The sequence below is a fragment of the Limnohabitans sp. INBF002 genome (assembly GCF_027924905.1).
In the GTDB taxonomy this organism is placed as follows: domain Bacteria; phylum Pseudomonadota; class Gammaproteobacteria; order Burkholderiales; family Burkholderiaceae_C; genus Limnohabitans.
In genome coordinates, this window is sequence record NZ_AP027055.1 from 1,068,293 (window position 1) to 1,084,455 (window position 16,163).

Consider the following 16,163-nt stretch of genomic DNA (forward strand, 5'->3'; position numbering starts at 1 on the left):
TATTGGTGCCCAGGAAGGGACTCGAACCCCCACGATGTTACTCGCTAGTACCTGAAACTAGTGCGTCTACCAATTCCGCCACCTGGGCATTTCAGGAAAGAGAGGCATTGTATCAAGAATTCCGCACACACCAGTGGTTTACTGGAAGAGTTTGAAGGAACCGTCTCGGGACACCGCGATGGACACGGTTTTGTGCAACGAGATGATGGCTCGCCAGACATCTTTTTGCCCCCCAATGAAATGCGCGCGGTACTGCACCGTGACCGCGTCAAGGCACGCGTTGTGCGGTTTGACCGCAAAGGCCGCCCAGAGGGGCGCGTGGTTGAAATTTTGGAGCGTTCGCCACAACCCATCATTGGTCGTTTGTTGCAAGAAAGTGGCGTTTGGCTCGTGGCGCCTGAAGACAAACGTTATGGTCAAGATGTCTTGATCAACAAAGGTGCGACCGCCAACGCGACGGTCGGCCAAGTTGTGGTGGTCGAGTTGACAGAGCCACCAAGCCTGTACGGTCAGCCCGTGGGCCGCGTCAAAGAAGTATTGGGCGAGGTCGATGACCCCGGCATGGAAATCGAAATTGCGGTGCGCAAATATGGCGTCCCCCATGAATTTTCAGACGCTTGTTTGGGCATGGCGCGCGGTTTGCCTGACAAGGTGCGTGCGCAAGATAAAAAAGGCCGCGTCGATTTGACGGACGTGCCCTTGGTCACCATTGATGGTGAAGACGCGCGCGACTTTGACGATGCCGTCTATTGCGAACCCGCCAAAGTGGGCAAAGGCAAAGGCTGGCGCCTGTTGGTGGCCATTGCCGATGTGAGCAGCTATGTGGAAACGGGCAGCGCGATTGACGTGGATGCCTACGACCGCGCCACCAGTGTGTATTTCCCACGCCGCGTGATTCCCATGCTGCCCGAAAAACTCTCGAACGGTTTGTGTTCCTTGAACCCCGATGTCGAGCGCCTGTGCATGGTCTGTGACATGATGATCAACGCTTCAGGCGATGTCGAGGCGTACCAGTTTTATCCTGCGGTGATGTTCAGCCATGCGCGCTTCACGTACACCGAAGTGGCAGCAATTTTGTCAAACACACGCGGACCAGAAGCAGCCAAGCGCAAAGAGCGCATCGACGATTTGCTCAATCTGCACGATGTGTATGGTGCGTTGCTCAAGGCTCGCCGTGCACGGGGTGCTGTGGACTTTGAAACCACCGAAACACAAATTGTGTGCGACGACAGTGGACGCATCGACAAAATCGTGCCACGTGTGCGCAACGATGCGCACAAGTTGATTGAAGAGGCCATGCTCGCCGCCAACGTGTGTAGCGCCGACTTTATTTTGCAAAGCAAGCACCCAGGTTTGTTCCGTGTGCATGAAGGCCCAACGCCCGAAAAGATCGACTTGCTGCGTGGCTACCTCAAGGCCACGGGTGTGGGCTTGACTGTGGGCGATAACCCAAAGCCCGCTGAATTTCAAGCGATTGCCGAAGCCACCAAAGAGCGCCCAGACGCACAGCAGATTCATTCGATGCTGTTGCGCTCCATGTCGCAAGCGGTGTACACGCCTGACAACAACGGTCACTTTGGTTTGGCGTTTGAGGCTTACACCCATTTCACCAGCCCCATCCGTCGCTACCCGGACTTGTTGGTGCATCGCGTCATCAAAGCGATTTTGTTTAAGCGCAAATACCAATTGCCGACGCTACCCACCCCCGGTGAAGCGCATGCCAAATTGGCACGTCGTTTGGCCTCGCGGGTGCGTGAGCCTGAAAACAAGTTGGAGCAAAAAACCAAACCAACGCTAGACCAACAAGCGTGGGAAGCCGCAGGTTTGCATTGCAGCGCCAATGAGCGCCGTGCCGATGAGGCCAGCCGTGATGTGGAGGCTTGGCTCAAGTGCAAGTACATGCGCGAGCATTTGGGCGAGGAGTACAGCGGTGTCGTGACTGCGGCAACCGGTTTTGGCTTGTTCGTCACTTTGGACGCCATGTACGTCGAAGGTTTGGTGCACATCACCGAGTTGGGTGGTGAATATTTCCGCTTCGACGAAATGCGCCAAGAGCTGCGCGGTGAGCGCACGGGCATTCGGTATGGCATTGGGTCGCGTGTGCGCATTCAGGTGAGCCGTGTCGACTTGGATGGTCGCAAGATTGACTTCCGCTTGGTGCGTGAGGCTGATGAGTTGTTGCCACGCGGCGCGAAGGATGCCAATGGCTCACCCATGCAAAACTTCAAAACGGCAGTGAAAAAAGCATTCACCAACATGAGCGGTAAAGCTGGGCGAGGTGAACCTAAATCAACCTCGGGTGCTGCTCGTAAATCGGGCGATAAAAAAACCAGCGCCAAGAGTCGCCGCTCGCGCAAGTGATGCGCACAAGCTAAGCGACTTGTGCCTTTAGCGCACCGATGCCGCCAACGACGCGGCATCGAGTGCTGGCGCATCGCTCGGCCAAGCATTTGCCACGTGACCGTGTCTAAACACCGCTTGGCAGGTTGCGGCGAATAGATCTTCGCTGCACGCCAGATAGGCCCCGATTAACCCCGCCAGTACATCACCTGTGCCCGCTGTGGCGAGCAAGGCATTGCCAGACGCGTTGATGACGGGGGTGTGGCCGGGGCTGGCAATGATGCTGCCAGAACCCTTCAGTACCACCACGCATTGAAACGTGTTTGCCAGTTGTTGCGCGGCGTGCAAACGGTTTTTCTGAATCTCTTTTGCTGAGCAGTTCAAGAGCCGAGCTGCTTCGAGCGGGTGGGGGGTGAGGACGGTGGGCTTGTGGCGGGGGCTGCGTTTTTTCAACAAAATTTGCAGCGCTGTGTCACGTGCGATGGCGTTCAAGGCGTCTGCGTCCAACACCAATTGCTGAGACGACGACAGCACCTGTGGCATCAAGGCATGCACGGCATCGCCGCCACCGCAGCCGCACACCACCGTGGATTCATTCAGGGCCAGGTGTGTGATGTCGCGCACCATCAAGGGTGGGTGTGCGGCGGTCATCGCATGTTTGGCGTCTTCATCCAAGAGTCCAACAAATACGCGGCCAGCTCCCCCGTGTAAAGCGGCCAATGCAGCCAACATGGCTGCACCAGACATGCCCGGCGCACCGCCGATGACGGCCACATCGCCAAAGCTGCCTTTGTGGCTGCTGTGTGCGCGTGGCGCGTGAGCTGGCTGGCTGTGTTGCAGCCAGGCGGTTGGCGTTTTTTGGGCGGTCACACCTAGGTCGTTGAACCAAATACGACCAGCTGCATCGCGGCCATTGGCTGTGAATAGCCCGGGTTTGAGTGTGAGCAAGCTCAGGGTGTGACGCTGGGCTTTGACGTGATGCTGTGGCGATGTGTCTAACCACTCGCCTGTGTCTGCCAACAAGCCTGTGGGCACATCCACGCAGAGCACAGGCACATCGCTGCGTTGTATGGCGCCTAACCATTGCGCCATCAAGCCTTCGGGCGCGCGTTGTGCGCCTACGCCGAGGAGGGCGTCGATGGCAAGGTCAAACTGCACAGGAGCTTGTTCAGCAAATGTGACGCCTGCGTCTTTCGCGCGCAGCCATGATTGCTTGGCATCTGCTGGCATGTGGCGGTCTTTGCCTAACCATGTGACGATGGGGTGTTTGCCCCACGCTTGCAAATGCATGGCGGCTTCTAAGCCGTCGCCACCGTTGTTGCCGGGGCCGCAGGCAATCCAAATTTTTTGCGCGTGAGGTGCAATCGCCAAGGCCAGTTGCGCTGTGGCCAAGCCTGCGCGTTGCATCAGCGTGTGAACGGGGAGAGCGGCTTGCGCTTCATGTTCAAGGGCTTGGGTCTGTGCAACGCTGTGCAGCGGCCAAGTGGCTTGGCTGCTCAGTGTTTGTGTCAGACCTTGTGTTTTCATCGTTGGAGGTGCAGGCGTTCAAGGCCTAGGCCTTGCAAATCAATGTCGGGGGTTTTGCCGTTGATGCTGTCTGCCACCGCGCGAGCGCTGCCACAAGCCAACGTCCAGCCGCTGGCCCCGTGACCTAGGTTCAGCCATACGCCAGAGATGCCGCTGGCACCCAAGATCGGTGGTCCGTCTGGCAGCATGGGACGCGAGCCTTTCCAGACCTGCACGCTGTCTTGCGTGCGTGCAGCCCCCGGAAACCAGTCGTCCAAGACGCGGTACAGCGTTTTGATGCTGGCCGCATCATGGCGACTGGCGTTGCCACCGATTTCAGAGCCACCCGAGACGCGCACGCGCTGCCCAAGGCGGCTGATGGCAACTTTGTATTGTTCGTCCATCACGCCGCTGCGTGGGGCATCGAGGGGCTCACGCACCGATGCGCTGATGGCGTAGCCGTGTACCGCCGCCAATGGAATCCGAAGCCCCAAAGGACGCACGAGTTGCGCGCTTGCCAGGCCTGCGCAAACCACCACCGCATCAAACTTTTCGCCAAGGTCTTGTTTGGCGATGCGAATGGTTTTGGGCTGTGCGCTTGACAGTGGCTCAATGGCGGTGTTGAAGTGAAATTTCACGCCCAACGATTCAGCTTCATTTTTCAGCAGCAGGGCGAATTGACGGCAGTTGCCCACTTCATCTTCAGGAAAATGAATGGCTTGTGCCAAAGCAGTTTCAGGTTTGAGCGCAGGTTCGATATTTCTGGCTTCTTCAGCACTCAATGTTTTGAAACTCAGCCCTGCGTCGCGCATGACTTTTAAGGAGTCTTGCATCAGGCGGCTTTCACGCTCACTGCGCAGCAACACCATGAAGCCTTGGCTGCGTTCGTGCTCCAAGTTCAAGGTGTCAGTGAGCGTGCGCATGCGGTGGCTGCTGTACTCGGCCAGGCGCAACATGCTTTCGCGGTTGCGTGCAAAGGTGGTGCTGTCGCAAGCTTTGCGCATTTGCCATAGCCAGCGCCAATCGGCCATGCTGAGTTTGGAAAGGCGAAGCGGTGTATCGCGCTGCCACAAATGTGTCAGCACGTGTTTGAACATACCGGGCCGAGCCCATGGCGCGGCATAACCGGCAGAGGCCACGCCGGTGTTCGAAAAGCTGCATTCTTCGGCCGCTGCCCCGTTGCGCTCAAAAACGCTGACCTGGTGGCCTTGTGTTGCCAATTCGTAGGCGGTGGTGATACCAATCACGCCCGCGCCAATCACGGCGACCTTCATGCGTAAATCCTTGCTGAAGGCGGCTGGGTGGGGGTAGGGGGCATGTACGGGTGTGCTAGAATCATTGGGTTTTTCCGAGGTTGAGGCTTTGTCTCAAGTTCGGACAAACATCACTCGCAAACCAGTCCAATCAAGGTGTTGCCAAGAGTTTTTCAAGAATGAAAACTTGCGGTGATGATGGGCTGGATTTTAGACCCAACCTTTGGAGTATCTCTATGTCAGTCACTATGCGCGATATGCTGGAAGCCGGCGTCCACTTTGGTCACCAAACTCGCTTCTGGAACCCCAAGATGTCCCCGTTCATCTTCGGTCACCGCAACAAAATTCACATCATCAACTTGGAAAAATCGTTGCCGATGTTCCAAGACGCCATCAAGTTCGTCAAGCAGTTGTCTGCGAACCGTGGCACCGTGTTGATGATCGGTACCAAGCGTCAATCACGCGAAATCGTCGCCGCTGAAGCACAACGTGCTGGCGTGCCTTATGTTGACCAACGTTGGTTGGGCGGCATGTTGACCAACTTCAAAACCGTCAAGACATCGATCAAGCGTTTGAAAGACATGAAAATCCAGCAAGAAGCTGGCTTGGACGCTTTGTCTAAAAAAGAACAACTGATGTTCAAGCGCGAAATGGAAAAGCTTGAGAAAGACATCGGCGGCATTCAAGACATGGCTGTGTTGCCTGATGCGATCTTCGTGATCGACGTTGGCTACCACAAAATCGCCATCGCTGAAGCCAAGAAATTGGGCATCCCATTGATCGGTGTGGTGGACTCTAACCACTCACCTGAAGGCATCGACTACATCATCCCAGGTAACGACGACTCGTCGAAGGCCGTGACTTTGTACGCTCGCGGTATCGCTGACGCGATCATCGAAGGCCGTGCCAACGCCACCAACGACTTGGTCAAAGCCGTGACCGAAGGCGGCGAAGAGTTTGTTGAAGTCGCTGCTTAATCACGCGACCCACGCTTGAAAAGGGGCTTGTGAAGCCCCTTTTTCACACCCAAATTGTTTTGAACTGAATACGGAGAATTTAAATGGCTGCAATTACCGCAAGCATGGTCGCTGAACTGCGCGCAAAAACTGACGCTCCCATGATGGAGTGCAAAAAAGCTTTGACTGAGGCCGATGGCGACATGGCCAAAGCAGAAGAGTTGTTGCGCGTCAAGCTCGGCAGCAAAGCTGGTAAAGCTTCTAGCCGCGTGACTGCCGAAGGCGTCGTGACCAGCTTCATCAGCGGCAACACAGGTGCTTTGTTGGAAGTGAACTGCGAAACCGACTTCGTGACCAAGAACGACAGCTTCTTGGCGTTGGCACAAGCTGCTGCTAAGTTGGTGGCTGAGCACAACCCAGCTTCGATCGAAGCCTTGGGCGCTTTGCCTTACGAGCAAGACAGCTTCGGCCCTACGCTCGAAGACGTGCGTAAGGGTTTGATTGGCAAGATCGGCGAGAACATGAGCTTCCGCCGCTTCAAGCGTTTCGACGGCGCACACAAGTTGGCTTCTTACTTGCACGGCACACGCATTGGTGTGTTGGTCGAGTTCGACGGCGACGAAACAGCCGCCAAAGATGTGGCCATGCACGTGGCTGCGATGAAGCCTGTGGCTTTGACCAGCGCTGACGTGCCTGCTGACTTGATCGAAAAAGAGCGTTCAGTTGCTGCAGCCAAAGCGGCTGAGTCTGGCAAGCCTGCTGACATCACCACCAAGATGATTGAAGGTTCTGTGCAAAAGTACCTCAAAGAGGTGTCTTTGTTCAACCAAACTTTCGTTAAGAACGACAAGCAAACCGTTGAGCAAATGCTCAAGGCTGCTAACACCAATGTGGCTTCTTTCACCCTGTACGTGGTGGGCGAAGGCATTGAGAAGAAGGTCGACGACTTTGCCGCCGAAGTGGCCGCCCAAGTCGCTGCCGCTAAGCAGTCTGCTTAAAACAAAGGGGGGCTTAGGCTCCCCTTTTGATATCCCCGTACATCAATTCAACTGCACACATCAAGGAGCCTTTTCATGACCTCACCAAAGCCAGCCTACAAGCGTATTTTGCTCAAGCTGTCGGGGGAGGCCTTGATGGGCGACGATGCGTTCGGTATCAATCGCGCCACCATCGTTCGCATCGTGGACGAAGTGACTGAGGTCATCAACCTCGGCGTCGAGGTGGCCATCGTCATTGGTGGCGGCAACATCTTTCGCGGTGTCGCGGGTGGTTCAGTCGGGATGGACCGTGCCACGGCTGACTACATGGGTATGTTGGCGACGGTGATGAACTCACTGGCTTTGGCCGATGCCATGAACAAGACCGGTTTGACCGCACGCGTCATGTCTGCCATTGCGATTGACCAAGTGGTCGAGCCTTACGTGCGCCCCAAAGCTTTGCAATACCTCGAAGAGGGCAAAGTGGTGGTGTTCGCTGCCGGTACCGGCAATCCTTTCTTCACCACAGACACCGCTGCTGCATTGCGCGGTGCCGAGATTGGTGCAGAGATGGTGCTCAAGGCCACCAAGGTGGACGGTGTTTACTCGGCCGATCCCAAGAAAGACCCCAACGCCACGCGTTACACCGAAATCAGCTTTGACGATGCCATTGGCCAAAACCTCGGCATCATGGACGCCACCGCTTTTGCGTTGTGCCGTGACCAAAAGTTGCCGATCAAGGTGTTCTCAATTTTCAAGAATGGCGCGCTCAAGCGCGTCGTCATGGGCGAAGACGAAGGCACGTTGGTGCACGCCTAATTTCCCCGTTTTTCCGAACCTCACACTGCGCTGCCTCAGGAGCTCAACATGACCATCGCTGACATCAAAAAAACCACCGAAACCAAAATGGGTCAATCCATTGCGGCCTTCAGCCACAGCTTGTCCAAAATTCGCACGGGCCGTCCTAGCCCTGCATTGCTTGATTCGGTGCAAGTCGATTACTACGGCTCGATGGTGCCTATCAGCCAAGTGGCCAACGTGTCTTTGCTGGACGCCCGCACCTTGAGTGTGCAACCTTGGGAAAAGCCCATGGGCGCCAAGATTGAAAAAGCCATTCGCGACAGCGATTTGGGTTTGAACCCCTCGTCCATGGGCGAGTTGATTCGCGTGCCTATGCCGCCGATGTCGGAAGAGCGCCGTAAAGAGTTGACCAAAGTGGTTCGTACCGAAGGCGAAAACGCCAAAGTGGCAGTGCGCAACTTGCGCCGTGATGCCAACGAATCCGTGAAGAAATTGGTGAAAGACAAACTCGCGTCTGAAGACGACCAAAAACGCGCAGAAGCAGACATCCAAAAAGTGACTGACAGCCACATTGCTGAGATTGACAAGCTCATCGCCAGCAAAGAACACGAAATCATGTCGGTCTAAACCAGATGTTGAAGCAACGCGTCATCACTGCGCTGGTTTTGTTGGCGCTCCTTCTGCCAGCGTTGTTGGCGGACACGGCTGAGCCTCTGGCTGGACTTTCACTGGTTCTCATTGCTGCAGGTGCATGGGAATGGGGTCGATTGAATGGCTTTGCCATGCGCGGTTCTTTGCGCGTAGCGGCGCTGTGTGTGATGTTGTGTTTGTATGCTTGGTCTGCGGGCTGGGCTTATGCAGCGCCTGCGTATGTTTGGTCGATCGCTGGTTCCGCGTGGGTCTTGGTTGCTGGCTGGTTGATTCGCCACGGCGTAGAGCGCTGGGCTACGATTTCGCGTGTGGTGCGGTTGGTCGTGGGCGTGTTGGCTTTGTGGCTCACATGGGTGGCTATGTACCAAGCCAAGGTCATTGGCGTGAACTTCTTGTTGTCTGTGTTGTTCCTCGTCTGGATGGCCGACATCGCTGCTTATTTTGCTGGCCGTGCCTTTGGTCGACACAAGCTGGCCCCGGCCATCAGTCCTGGCAAAAGCTGGGAAGGTGTGTGGGGTGGCATGGTGGGCGTCTTGCTCATGGCCTGCGTTTGGATTTGGGTCGACACGCAATACGCGGTAGACAGCCAAAGTTTGTACACACGTTTATACAGTCGTGGCGCACCGTTCTTGGTGCTGGCTACGTTGTTTTTGACCTTGATGAGTGTGGCCGGTGATTTGGTGGAGTCATTGGTTAAGCGCAGCGCGGGTATGAAAGACAGCAGCCAGTTGTTGCCAGGCCATGGTGGGGTGTTAGACCGTGTAGACGCTTTGCTGCCAGCTTTGCCTTTGGCCATGATGTTGGCGCAATCGGTGTGACAAGCATGCTCGCCGGCGCAAAGCCACAACGCATCACCGTGCTGGGCTCGACGGGCTCAATTGGCACCAACACTTTGGACGTGATTGCGCGTCACCCTGAACGATTTCAAGTTTTCGCTCTCACAGGTGCCACCCAAGTCGATTTGATGCTGCGCCAGTGTGCGCAGTTCAAGCCGCGCTTTGCGGTGATGGTGCATGCGCAAGCCGCGCAACAACTCAAAGACAAAATTCAAGCCGAAGGCTTGAACACCGAAGTGCTGAGTGGTACTGCCGCTTTAGACGAGGTGTCTGCGCATCCGGATGTCGAAGCAGTGATGGCTGCCATTGTGGGCGCTGCTGGTTTGTCGCCATGTTTGGCTGCCGCACGCAGTGGTAAGCGTTTGCTTTTGGCCAACAAAGAGGCTTTGGTGGTTGGCGCAGAAGTGTTTTTAGATGCGGTCAAACAAGGCGGCGCAACGCTGTTGCCGATTGACAGCGAACACTCAGCCATTTTTCAGTCGTTGCCAGAAGATGCTTCGACATGGGATGCGCGCGTTGAAAAAATCATCCTCACCGCGTCAGGTGGGCCTTTCCGCACGCGCGACTTAGCCACACTGAAAGACGTGACGCCTGAACAAGCGTGCGCCCATCCCAACTGGGTGATGGGACGCAAGATTTCAGTGGATTCGGCCACCATGATGAACAAAGCGCTCGAAGTGATTGAGGCGCGTTACTTGTTTGGTCTGCCGCCCGAGCGCTTGGAGGTGGTGATTCATCCCCAAAGTATCATCCACTCGATGGTGCAGTACCGAGATATGTCGGTGGTAGCGCAGCTCGGCACGCCTGACATGCGCGTGCCCATCGCCTATGGCTTGAGCTGGCCTGAGCGTATGGCCTCTGGCGCGCAAGCCTTGGACTTTCATGCGTTGTCTGCGATGACGTTTGAAGCCTTGGACGACAACGGTCATCCGGAGCGTTTTGCGGGCATCCATTTGGCCTGGGATGCTTTGCGTGGCCCACGTGGCACCACGGCGGTGCTCAATGCCGCCAACGAAATTGCCGTGGCCGCTTTCTTGGAGCGTCGCATTCGCTTCGATCAAATTCACGACGTGAATCAAAACTGCATGGCGCAGCTGTCGCCATCCGCACCGCACAACTTGGACGATTTGTTGGCCCTGGACGCGCAAGCCCGCGCTGTGGCTGAAGATGCTGTCCGCTTCTTGGCTAAATAAGCCATGACCCTCTTGGCCTTTTTGCTCGCACTGGGTGTGCTCATCACCGTGCATGAGTGGGGCCACTACCGCGTGGCGGTGGCATGCGGTGTCAAAGTGCTCACGTTTTCAATCGGCTTTGGCAAGCCTTTGCTGCGTTGGAAATCTCGCCAACCACACGCAGGGCAAGACACCGAGTTTTTAATCAGCCTCATTCCTCTCGGTGGCTACGTCAAGATGCTCGACGAGAACGAAGGCGATGTGGCGCCGCAAGATGCACCCATGGCCTTTAATCGTCAACCGTTGCGGGTCAGAGCGGCGATTGTGTCTGCTGGACCTTTGGCCAATTTGGCGCTCGCCGTGTGTTTGTATGCGGCCACTTTTTGGGTGGGGCAATACGAAACCCAAGCCACCTTGGCCGCGCCTATTGCGGGCTCTGTGGCAGAAGCTGCTGGCTTACGCAGTGGTGACACCGTGTTGCGTGCTGGAACTTCAACCGAAGATTTGCAAGGCATCGCTTCTTTGGATGCGCTGCGTTGGTGGTTGCTTCAGCAAGATGCGTCAGCTGTGTATTTAGAAGTGCAGCCGCAGGGCAAGTCAAGTACCCGTGTTTTGAGTTTGCCTGCGCTTGCCGAGGATGCGCTCACCAACACCAGCGATGCTTGGCAGGCCCGTGGCTTCGCGGGGGCTTGGAGCCGTGCGGTGTTGGCTGACGTTCACGCAGGTGGTGCGGCGCACGCGGCAGGGTTGCAACGCGGCGACGAGGTGTTGCGCATCGATGGCCGTGTGGTGTCAGATGCCAGCACACTGCGAACCATGGTGCGTGTCAGTGGGCAGCATGAAGTGCCTCAGCCACAAATGTGGGACGTGTTGCGTGCCGGGCATCCGCTCCACATTGAAGTTCAACCAGAACAAATCACCGAAGCGGCCCAGCACTTTGGCCGCATTGGCGCGCAAGTGGGCGAGCCACCTGCCAAGGTTTGGGTTCAGTACGGCATGTGGGATGGGGTTGACAAAGCCATGGTCAAAACATGGGAGGTTGTCGTGATGACGCTCGACATGTTGGGCCGCTTGCTCACCGGCCATGCGTCGTTGGATAACCTGAGCGGTCCGCTGACCATGGCCGACTACGCGGGGCGTTCTGCAAGCCTTGGCATAGGTGCGTATTTGAGTTACTTGGCCCTGGTGAGTGTGAGCCTGGGGGTGTTTAACCTGCTGCCTCTGCCTGTCCTTGATGGGGGGCACCTGTTGTATTATCTTTACGAGGCCTGCACAGGGCATCCTCCTTCGCCGCAATGGCTTGACACCTTGCAGCGCGCGGGTTTGGCGCTGCTTGTGGCACTGATGGTTTTTTCTATTTTTAACGATCTGGTTCGCCTGGGCTGGCTGCCATGAGTCTCACTATTCACCCCATGAACATGCAACTTTCTCAATTTCGTCGCACCACACTGGCTCACACGGCTGCTTTCATTGCCGGTACGTTGATGGCGTTCAATGCGCTGGCTGCGGCCCCATTCAATGTGCGCGATATTCGTGTGGAGGGTTTGCAACGTGTGGAGCCCGGCACTGTGTTTGCCTCGATTCCATTTCGTGTGGGTGACGACTACACCGACGAAAAAGGCGCAGCGGCCATTCGCAGTTTGTTTGCCTTAGGCTTGTTCAAAGACGTGCGCATCGAAGTCAATGGTGACGTGTTGGTTTTGATTGTTGAAGAGCGCCCCAACATCGCTCAGGTCGAATTCATTGGCACCAAGGAGTTTGACAAGGACGTGTTGCGCAAGGCTTTGCGTGACATCGGTTTGGCCGAAGGCCGTCCGTTTGACAAAGCCTTGGCTGACCGCGCTGAACAAGAACTCAAGCGCCAATATGTGAACCGTAGTTTGTACGGCGCAGAAATCATCACGACCATCACGCCCAGTGACCGCAACCGTGTGAACTTGTCGTTCACGGTGGTGGAGGGTGATTTGGCCAAAATCAAAGAAATGCGTGTGGTCGGAGCCAAAGCGTTTGATGAGTCAAAACTGTTGGACCAATTCGATCAAGGCACAGGCAACTGGTTGAGCTGGTACACCAAGTCGGATCGCTATTCGCGCAGCAAACTGAATGCAGACTTGGAGACCTTGCGTGCTTGGTATTTGGCACGTGGTTATTTGGAATTTCGCATTGACTCCACGCAAGTGGCGATTTCACCCAACAAGCAAGACATCAGCATCACCATCAACGTCACCGAAGGTGACCGTTTCGTGGTCTCTGAAGTGGCCATGGAAGGTTACTACCTCGGTAAGGATGAAGAGTTCAAGTCGTTGGTCGAGATCAAGGCTGGCCAAGCCTACAACGCGGATGACGTTGCTAAAACCACCAAAGCATTCAACGAGTACTTTGGCAACTTTGGTTTTGCGTTTGCCCGCACCGATGTGCGTCCTGAAATTGACCGCACAACCAATCGTGTGAAGCTGGTTCTTGTTGCAGACCCCGCGCGTCGTGCGTATGTGCGTCGCATCAACATCGTGGGTAACAACCGCACGCGCGATCAAATCGTGCGTCGTGAATTCCGTCAAACCGAATCTTCTTGGTATGACGGCGAGAAAATTCGTTTGTCCCGCGACCGTGTGAACCGCTTGGGCTACTTCAAGGATGTCGAAATCGATACCCAAGAAGTGCCATCGTCTCAAGATCAAGTGGATTTGAACGTCAACGTGGTTGAAAAACCAACGGGTATGTTGACCTTGGGCGCAGGTTTCTCAAGTGCCGAAAAAGTTACCTTTTCTTTCGGTATCCAGCAAGACAACGTTTTTGGTTCCGGGCATAACCTGGGCTTGCAGGTCAGCACGAGCAAGTACAACCAGTATTACGTCATCAACACCACAGATCCTTATTTCACAGAGGATGGCGTGTCCCGCACGTTTGAGTTCTACCACCGAGCCAGCAAACCATACGTGGAGCAGGGTGGTAACTACAGCATGGTCACCTCGGGTTTGGGCGTGCGATTTGGTCTGCCATTCAGTGAGCTAGATCGTGTGTTTATCGGTACCTCTGCGGAGCGCACAGAACTTGTCAAAGGCACCAACATGCTTGGTGTGCATGAAGATTTATGTGCTCACTTTGGCTGCGTTGCCCAAAACGTGCCGATCACGGCTGGTTGGGCTCGTGACAGCCGTGACAGTTATTTGAATCCAAACAGCGGCAAGTTCATTCGCTTGAACAGTGAGCTGGGCGCGATTGGTGATGCACGTTATACAAAATTGGGTGGGCAATATCAGCAGTATCTGCCTATCACCAAGCAATACACGTTTGCGTTCAATGCCGACCTGGGCTTGGGCAAAGGCTTGAATGGTCAAACACTGCCGTTTTATAAAAACTACTACTCAGGCGGCTTGGGTTCCGTGCGTGGTTTTGAGCAAGGTACTTTGGGTCCTCGCGACGTGACAGGCCCCAAAATTGGTGGTGCCAAAAAGATCACGATCAACACAGAATTCTTGATGCCATTTCCAGGCGCTGGCAATGACCGAACCTTGCGTTTGTATGGCTTCTACGACATGGGTAACGTCTACGGCGAGCTCGAAAGGTTTGACGTGAGTCAGTTGCGCAGCGCCTACGGCGTGGGCTTGAGCTGGGTGTCGCCGATGGGGCCTTTGCGTTTTGCATGGGCACGTCCAGTCCGTACATTCCCAGGCGATAGAATCCAACAATTGCAATTCCAAATCGGGACATCCTTCTGATGAACATGTTTACTCGTCAAATTTCCTTAGCAGTTGTGTTGGGCTTGGCCGCGTTCTGCGCGCAAGCTGAAGAAATTCGCATCGGCTTTATCAACACCGATCGCATTTTCAAAGAAGCCAATACAGCCAAACAAGCGCAAGCCAAATTGGAACAAGAATTTTCCAAGCGCGAAAAAGAATTGAATGATGCAGGCAATGCGTTGAAGTCGTCTGTTGAAAAGTTCGAACGCGAAGCGCCCACGTTGTCTGAGTCACAACGTGCGTCTCGTCAAAAACAATTGGGCGAACAAGACCGCGACTTTCAACGCAAACGCCGTGAGTTCCAAGAAGAACTCAATGCACGCAAAAACGAAGAATTTCAACAAGTGCTTGAACGCGCCAACCGCGTGATCAAACAAGTGGCTGAAGCTGAAAAATATGACCTGGTGTTGCAGGAAGCTGTCTACATCAACCCCAAGCACGACATCACTGACAAAGTGCTCAAGGTCATCAACGCCGCCAAATAATCTGCCGTGGCACTGAGTCTCGGCCAAATTGTCGAAAGTCTGGGTGGTCGCCTCATCGGTGATCCTCGGCACCTCATTCAAAAACTCGCGCCGCTTGACACCGCTCAAGCCGATGCGCTGAGCTTTTTAAGCAACCCCAAATACCAATCGCAGCTCGCCACCACGCAGGCTGGGTGTGTCATTGTCTCGCCCGCTGTGGCGGATGCAACGGACGCACGAACAGCATTGATCGTGGCGGACAACCCGTATCACTACTTTGCGCGCCTCACGCAGTTGTGGCGTCAACACACACGCGTGAGTGATGAGCCTTTGATTCACCCCAGTGCCGTGATTCATCCGCAAGCCCATGTCGATGCCACGGCACGCATTGGCCCGCTGTGTGTGGTCGAGCGAGGCGCACACATCGGTGCAAACACGTGGCTCAAATCGGGCGTCACCGTCGGTGAAGATTGCCGCATCGGTGAGCGCTGCATCGTGCATGCAGGCGTGGTGATTGGTGCGGACGGTTTTGGTTTTGCCTTGTTCGAAGGGCGCTGGGAAAAAATTGAGCAACTGGGTGCTGTGCGCATCGGCAATGATGTCGAAATCGGTGCCAACACCTGCATTGACCGTGGCGCTTTGGATGACACCGTGATCGAAGACGGCGTCAAGCTTGATAACTTGGTGCAAATTGGTCACAACGTGCACGTGGGTGCGAATACAGCCATGGCCGGTTGTGCTGGCGTGGCGGGCAGTGCGCGCATTGGCGCGAACTGCACGGTCGGCGGCGGCGCCGTGGTGCTGGGGCATTTGCAGCTTGCGGATGGCGTGCATATTTCGGCTGCTTCGGTGGTCATGCGTTCGATTCGCCAGCCGGGGCAATACAGCGGTGTGTTCCCAATCGACGACAATGCGTCGTGGGAGAAAAATGCCGCCACTTTGCGCCAATTGCATCGCTTGCGCGACCGCATCAAATCTCTTGAATCAGCTTTAGAAAGTCAAAAAAAATGAGCATGGATATTCACCAAATCTTGAAGCAATTGCCACACCGTTACCCCTTTTTGCTGGTGGACCGTGTGTTGGAGCTCGAAAAAGGCAAGAGCATCAAGGCGCTCAAAAATGTGACCATGAACGAGCCGTTTTTCGGCGGTCATTTCCCACACCATCCTGTGATGCCTGGCGTGTTGATTTTGGAAGCCCTGGCACAAGCTGCAGCCTTGTTGGCGTTTGACACCTTGGGCGCTGCACCCGATGACAAGACGGTGTATTACTTTGCCGGTATCGACGGTGCGCGATTCAAGCGTCCTGTTGAGCCAGGCGATCAACTCATCTTAGAGGTTGAGCTGGACCGCATGAAGGCCGGTATCTTTAAATTCAAAGCACGTGCCAAAGTGGGCGATGTGGTGGCCACAGAAGCTGATTTGATGTGCACGATGCGAGCTATCGCCTAAACACCCACAAGTCCAA

At 55.4% G+C, this 16,163-nt stretch carries 14 protein-coding genes and 1 tRNA gene; 12 read left to right on the plus strand and 3 right to left on the minus strand.

The features are described from left to right. Positions 1-3: 3 nt before the first annotated feature. Positions 4-88 (minus strand) — tRNA-Leu (locus QMG15_RS05445). Between the two features lie 23 nt (positions 89-111). Between QMG15_RS05445 and rnr the strand changes: the two genes are divergently transcribed. Next, entirely contained in the window at positions 112-2,361 is a 2,250-nt protein-coding gene (gene rnr, locus QMG15_RS05450; protein ID WP_281790085.1) for a ribonuclease R, read from the plus strand. A gap of 27 nt (positions 2,362-2,388) precedes the next feature. Here rnr and QMG15_RS05455 read toward each other — a convergent pair whose 3' ends face one another. Together QMG15_RS05455 and QMG15_RS05460 are read right to left on the minus strand one after the other, a co-directional pair. After that, on the minus strand, positions 2,389-3,867 hold the full coding sequence (locus QMG15_RS05455; RefSeq protein ID WP_281789868.1) for an NAD(P)H-hydrate dehydratase: 1,479 nt from the start codon (positions 3,865-3,867) through the stop codon (positions 2,389-2,391). Further along, complete coding sequence (locus QMG15_RS05460; RefSeq protein WP_281789869.1) at positions 3,864-5,120, minus strand: D-amino acid dehydrogenase; 1,257 nt, start codon at positions 5,118-5,120, stop codon at positions 3,864-3,866. The genes QMG15_RS05455 and QMG15_RS05460 overlap by 4 nt, the downstream gene beginning before the upstream one ends. A gap of 215 nt (positions 5,121-5,335) precedes the next feature. On the opposite strand from QMG15_RS05460, the gene rpsB reads away from it, so the two are divergent. The 11 genes from rpsB (at position 5,336) to fabZ (ending at position 16,147) form a co-directional block, all read left to right on the plus strand. Continuing rightward, positions 5,336-6,076: a 30S ribosomal protein S2 gene (rpsB, locus tag QMG15_RS05465; RefSeq protein WP_108360107.1), complete on the plus strand. Its 741-nt coding sequence runs from the start codon at positions 5,336-5,338 to the stop codon at positions 6,074-6,076. Between the two features lie 83 nt (positions 6,077-6,159). Beyond that, positions 6,160-7,053 carry a translation elongation factor Ts gene (gene tsf / locus QMG15_RS05470; protein WP_108360106.1) on the plus strand — a complete coding sequence of 298 codons (894 nt, stop codon included), beginning with the start codon at positions 6,160-6,162 and terminating at the stop codon, positions 7,051-7,053. A 75-nt stretch (positions 7,054-7,128) separates the two neighbouring features. Beyond that, positions 7,129-7,851: a UMP kinase gene (pyrH, locus tag QMG15_RS05475; protein ID WP_108360105.1), complete on the plus strand. Its 723-nt coding sequence runs from the start codon at positions 7,129-7,131 to the stop codon at positions 7,849-7,851. Between the two features lie 48 nt (positions 7,852-7,899). Then, positions 7,900-8,460 carry a ribosome recycling factor gene (frr, locus tag QMG15_RS05480; RefSeq protein WP_108360104.1) on the plus strand — a complete coding sequence of 187 codons (561 nt, stop codon included), beginning with the start codon at positions 7,900-7,902 and terminating at the stop codon, positions 8,458-8,460. 5 nt (positions 8,461-8,465) lie between these two features. Continuing rightward, positions 8,466-9,302: a phosphatidate cytidylyltransferase gene (locus QMG15_RS05485; RefSeq protein ID WP_281789870.1), complete on the plus strand. Its 837-nt coding sequence runs from the start codon at positions 8,466-8,468 to the stop codon at positions 9,300-9,302. 5 nt (positions 9,303-9,307) lie between these two features. Further along, positions 9,308-10,513 (plus strand): 1-deoxy-D-xylulose-5-phosphate reductoisomerase, encoded by a 1,206-nt coding sequence (gene ispC / locus QMG15_RS05490; protein WP_281789871.1) that lies wholly within the window; start codon positions 9,308-9,310, stop codon positions 10,511-10,513. A gap of 3 nt (positions 10,514-10,516) precedes the next feature. After that, complete coding sequence (gene rseP, locus QMG15_RS05495; RefSeq protein ID WP_281789872.1) at positions 10,517-11,887, plus strand: RIP metalloprotease RseP; 1,371 nt, start codon at positions 10,517-10,519, stop codon at positions 11,885-11,887. 89 nt (positions 11,888-11,976) lie between these two features. Then, positions 11,977-14,211, plus strand: coding sequence for an outer membrane protein assembly factor BamA (bamA, locus tag QMG15_RS05500; protein ID WP_281790086.1), 2,235 nt, complete (start codon positions 11,977-11,979; stop codon positions 14,209-14,211). Then, the gene (locus QMG15_RS05505) at positions 14,211-14,717 is read left to right on the plus strand and encodes an OmpH family outer membrane protein (RefSeq protein ID WP_281789873.1); all 507 of its coding nucleotides are present in this window, start codon (positions 14,211-14,213) and stop codon (positions 14,715-14,717) included. The genes bamA and QMG15_RS05505 overlap by 1 nt, the downstream gene beginning before the upstream one ends. A gap of 6 nt (positions 14,718-14,723) precedes the next feature. After that, positions 14,724-15,707 carry a UDP-3-O-(3-hydroxymyristoyl)glucosamine N-acyltransferase gene (gene lpxD, locus QMG15_RS05510; RefSeq protein ID WP_281789874.1) on the plus strand — a complete coding sequence of 328 codons (984 nt, stop codon included), beginning with the start codon at positions 14,724-14,726 and terminating at the stop codon, positions 15,705-15,707. Positions 15,708-15,709: 2 nt separating this feature from the next. Beyond that, entirely contained in the window at positions 15,710-16,147 is a 438-nt protein-coding gene (gene fabZ / locus QMG15_RS05515; protein ID WP_281789875.1) for a 3-hydroxyacyl-ACP dehydratase FabZ, read from the plus strand. Positions 16,148-16,163 lie beyond the last annotated feature (16 nt).

What these genes read in the sequence shown, in the direction of transcription:
- ispC (WP_281789871.1), top strand. Translation starts at nt 9,308, where the DNA reads ATGCTCGCCGGCGCAAAGCCACAACGCATCACCGTGCTGGGCTCGACG.
- tsf (WP_108360106.1), top strand. Translation starts at nt 6,160, where the DNA reads ATGGCTGCAATTACCGCAAGCATGGTCGCTGAACTGCGCGCAAAAACT.
- bamA (WP_281790086.1), top strand. Translation starts at nt 11,977, where the DNA reads ATGGCGTTCAATGCGCTGGCTGCGGCCCCATTCAATGTGCGCGATATT.
- QMG15_RS05505 (WP_281789873.1), top strand. Translation starts at nt 14,211, where the DNA reads ATGAACATGTTTACTCGTCAAATTTCCTTAGCAGTTGTGTTGGGCTTG.
- QMG15_RS05485 (WP_281789870.1), top strand. Translation starts at nt 8,466, where the DNA reads ATGTTGAAGCAACGCGTCATCACTGCGCTGGTTTTGTTGGCGCTCCTT.
- rpsB (WP_108360107.1), top strand. Translation starts at nt 5,336, where the DNA reads ATGTCAGTCACTATGCGCGATATGCTGGAAGCCGGCGTCCACTTTGGT.
- pyrH (WP_108360105.1), top strand. Translation starts at nt 7,129, where the DNA reads ATGACCTCACCAAAGCCAGCCTACAAGCGTATTTTGCTCAAGCTGTCG.
- frr (WP_108360104.1), top strand. Translation starts at nt 7,900, where the DNA reads ATGACCATCGCTGACATCAAAAAAACCACCGAAACCAAAATGGGTCAA.
- fabZ (WP_281789875.1), top strand. Translation starts at nt 15,710, where the DNA reads ATGGATATTCACCAAATCTTGAAGCAATTGCCACACCGTTACCCCTTT.
- QMG15_RS05455 (WP_281789868.1), bottom strand. Translation starts at nt 3,867, where the DNA reads ATGAAAACACAAGGTCTGACACAAACACTGAGCAGCCAAGCCACTTGG.
- rseP (WP_281789872.1), top strand. Translation starts at nt 10,517, where the DNA reads ATGACCCTCTTGGCCTTTTTGCTCGCACTGGGTGTGCTCATCACCGTG.
- QMG15_RS05460 (WP_281789869.1), bottom strand. Translation starts at nt 5,120, where the DNA reads ATGAAGGTCGCCGTGATTGGCGCGGGCGTGATTGGTATCACCACCGCC.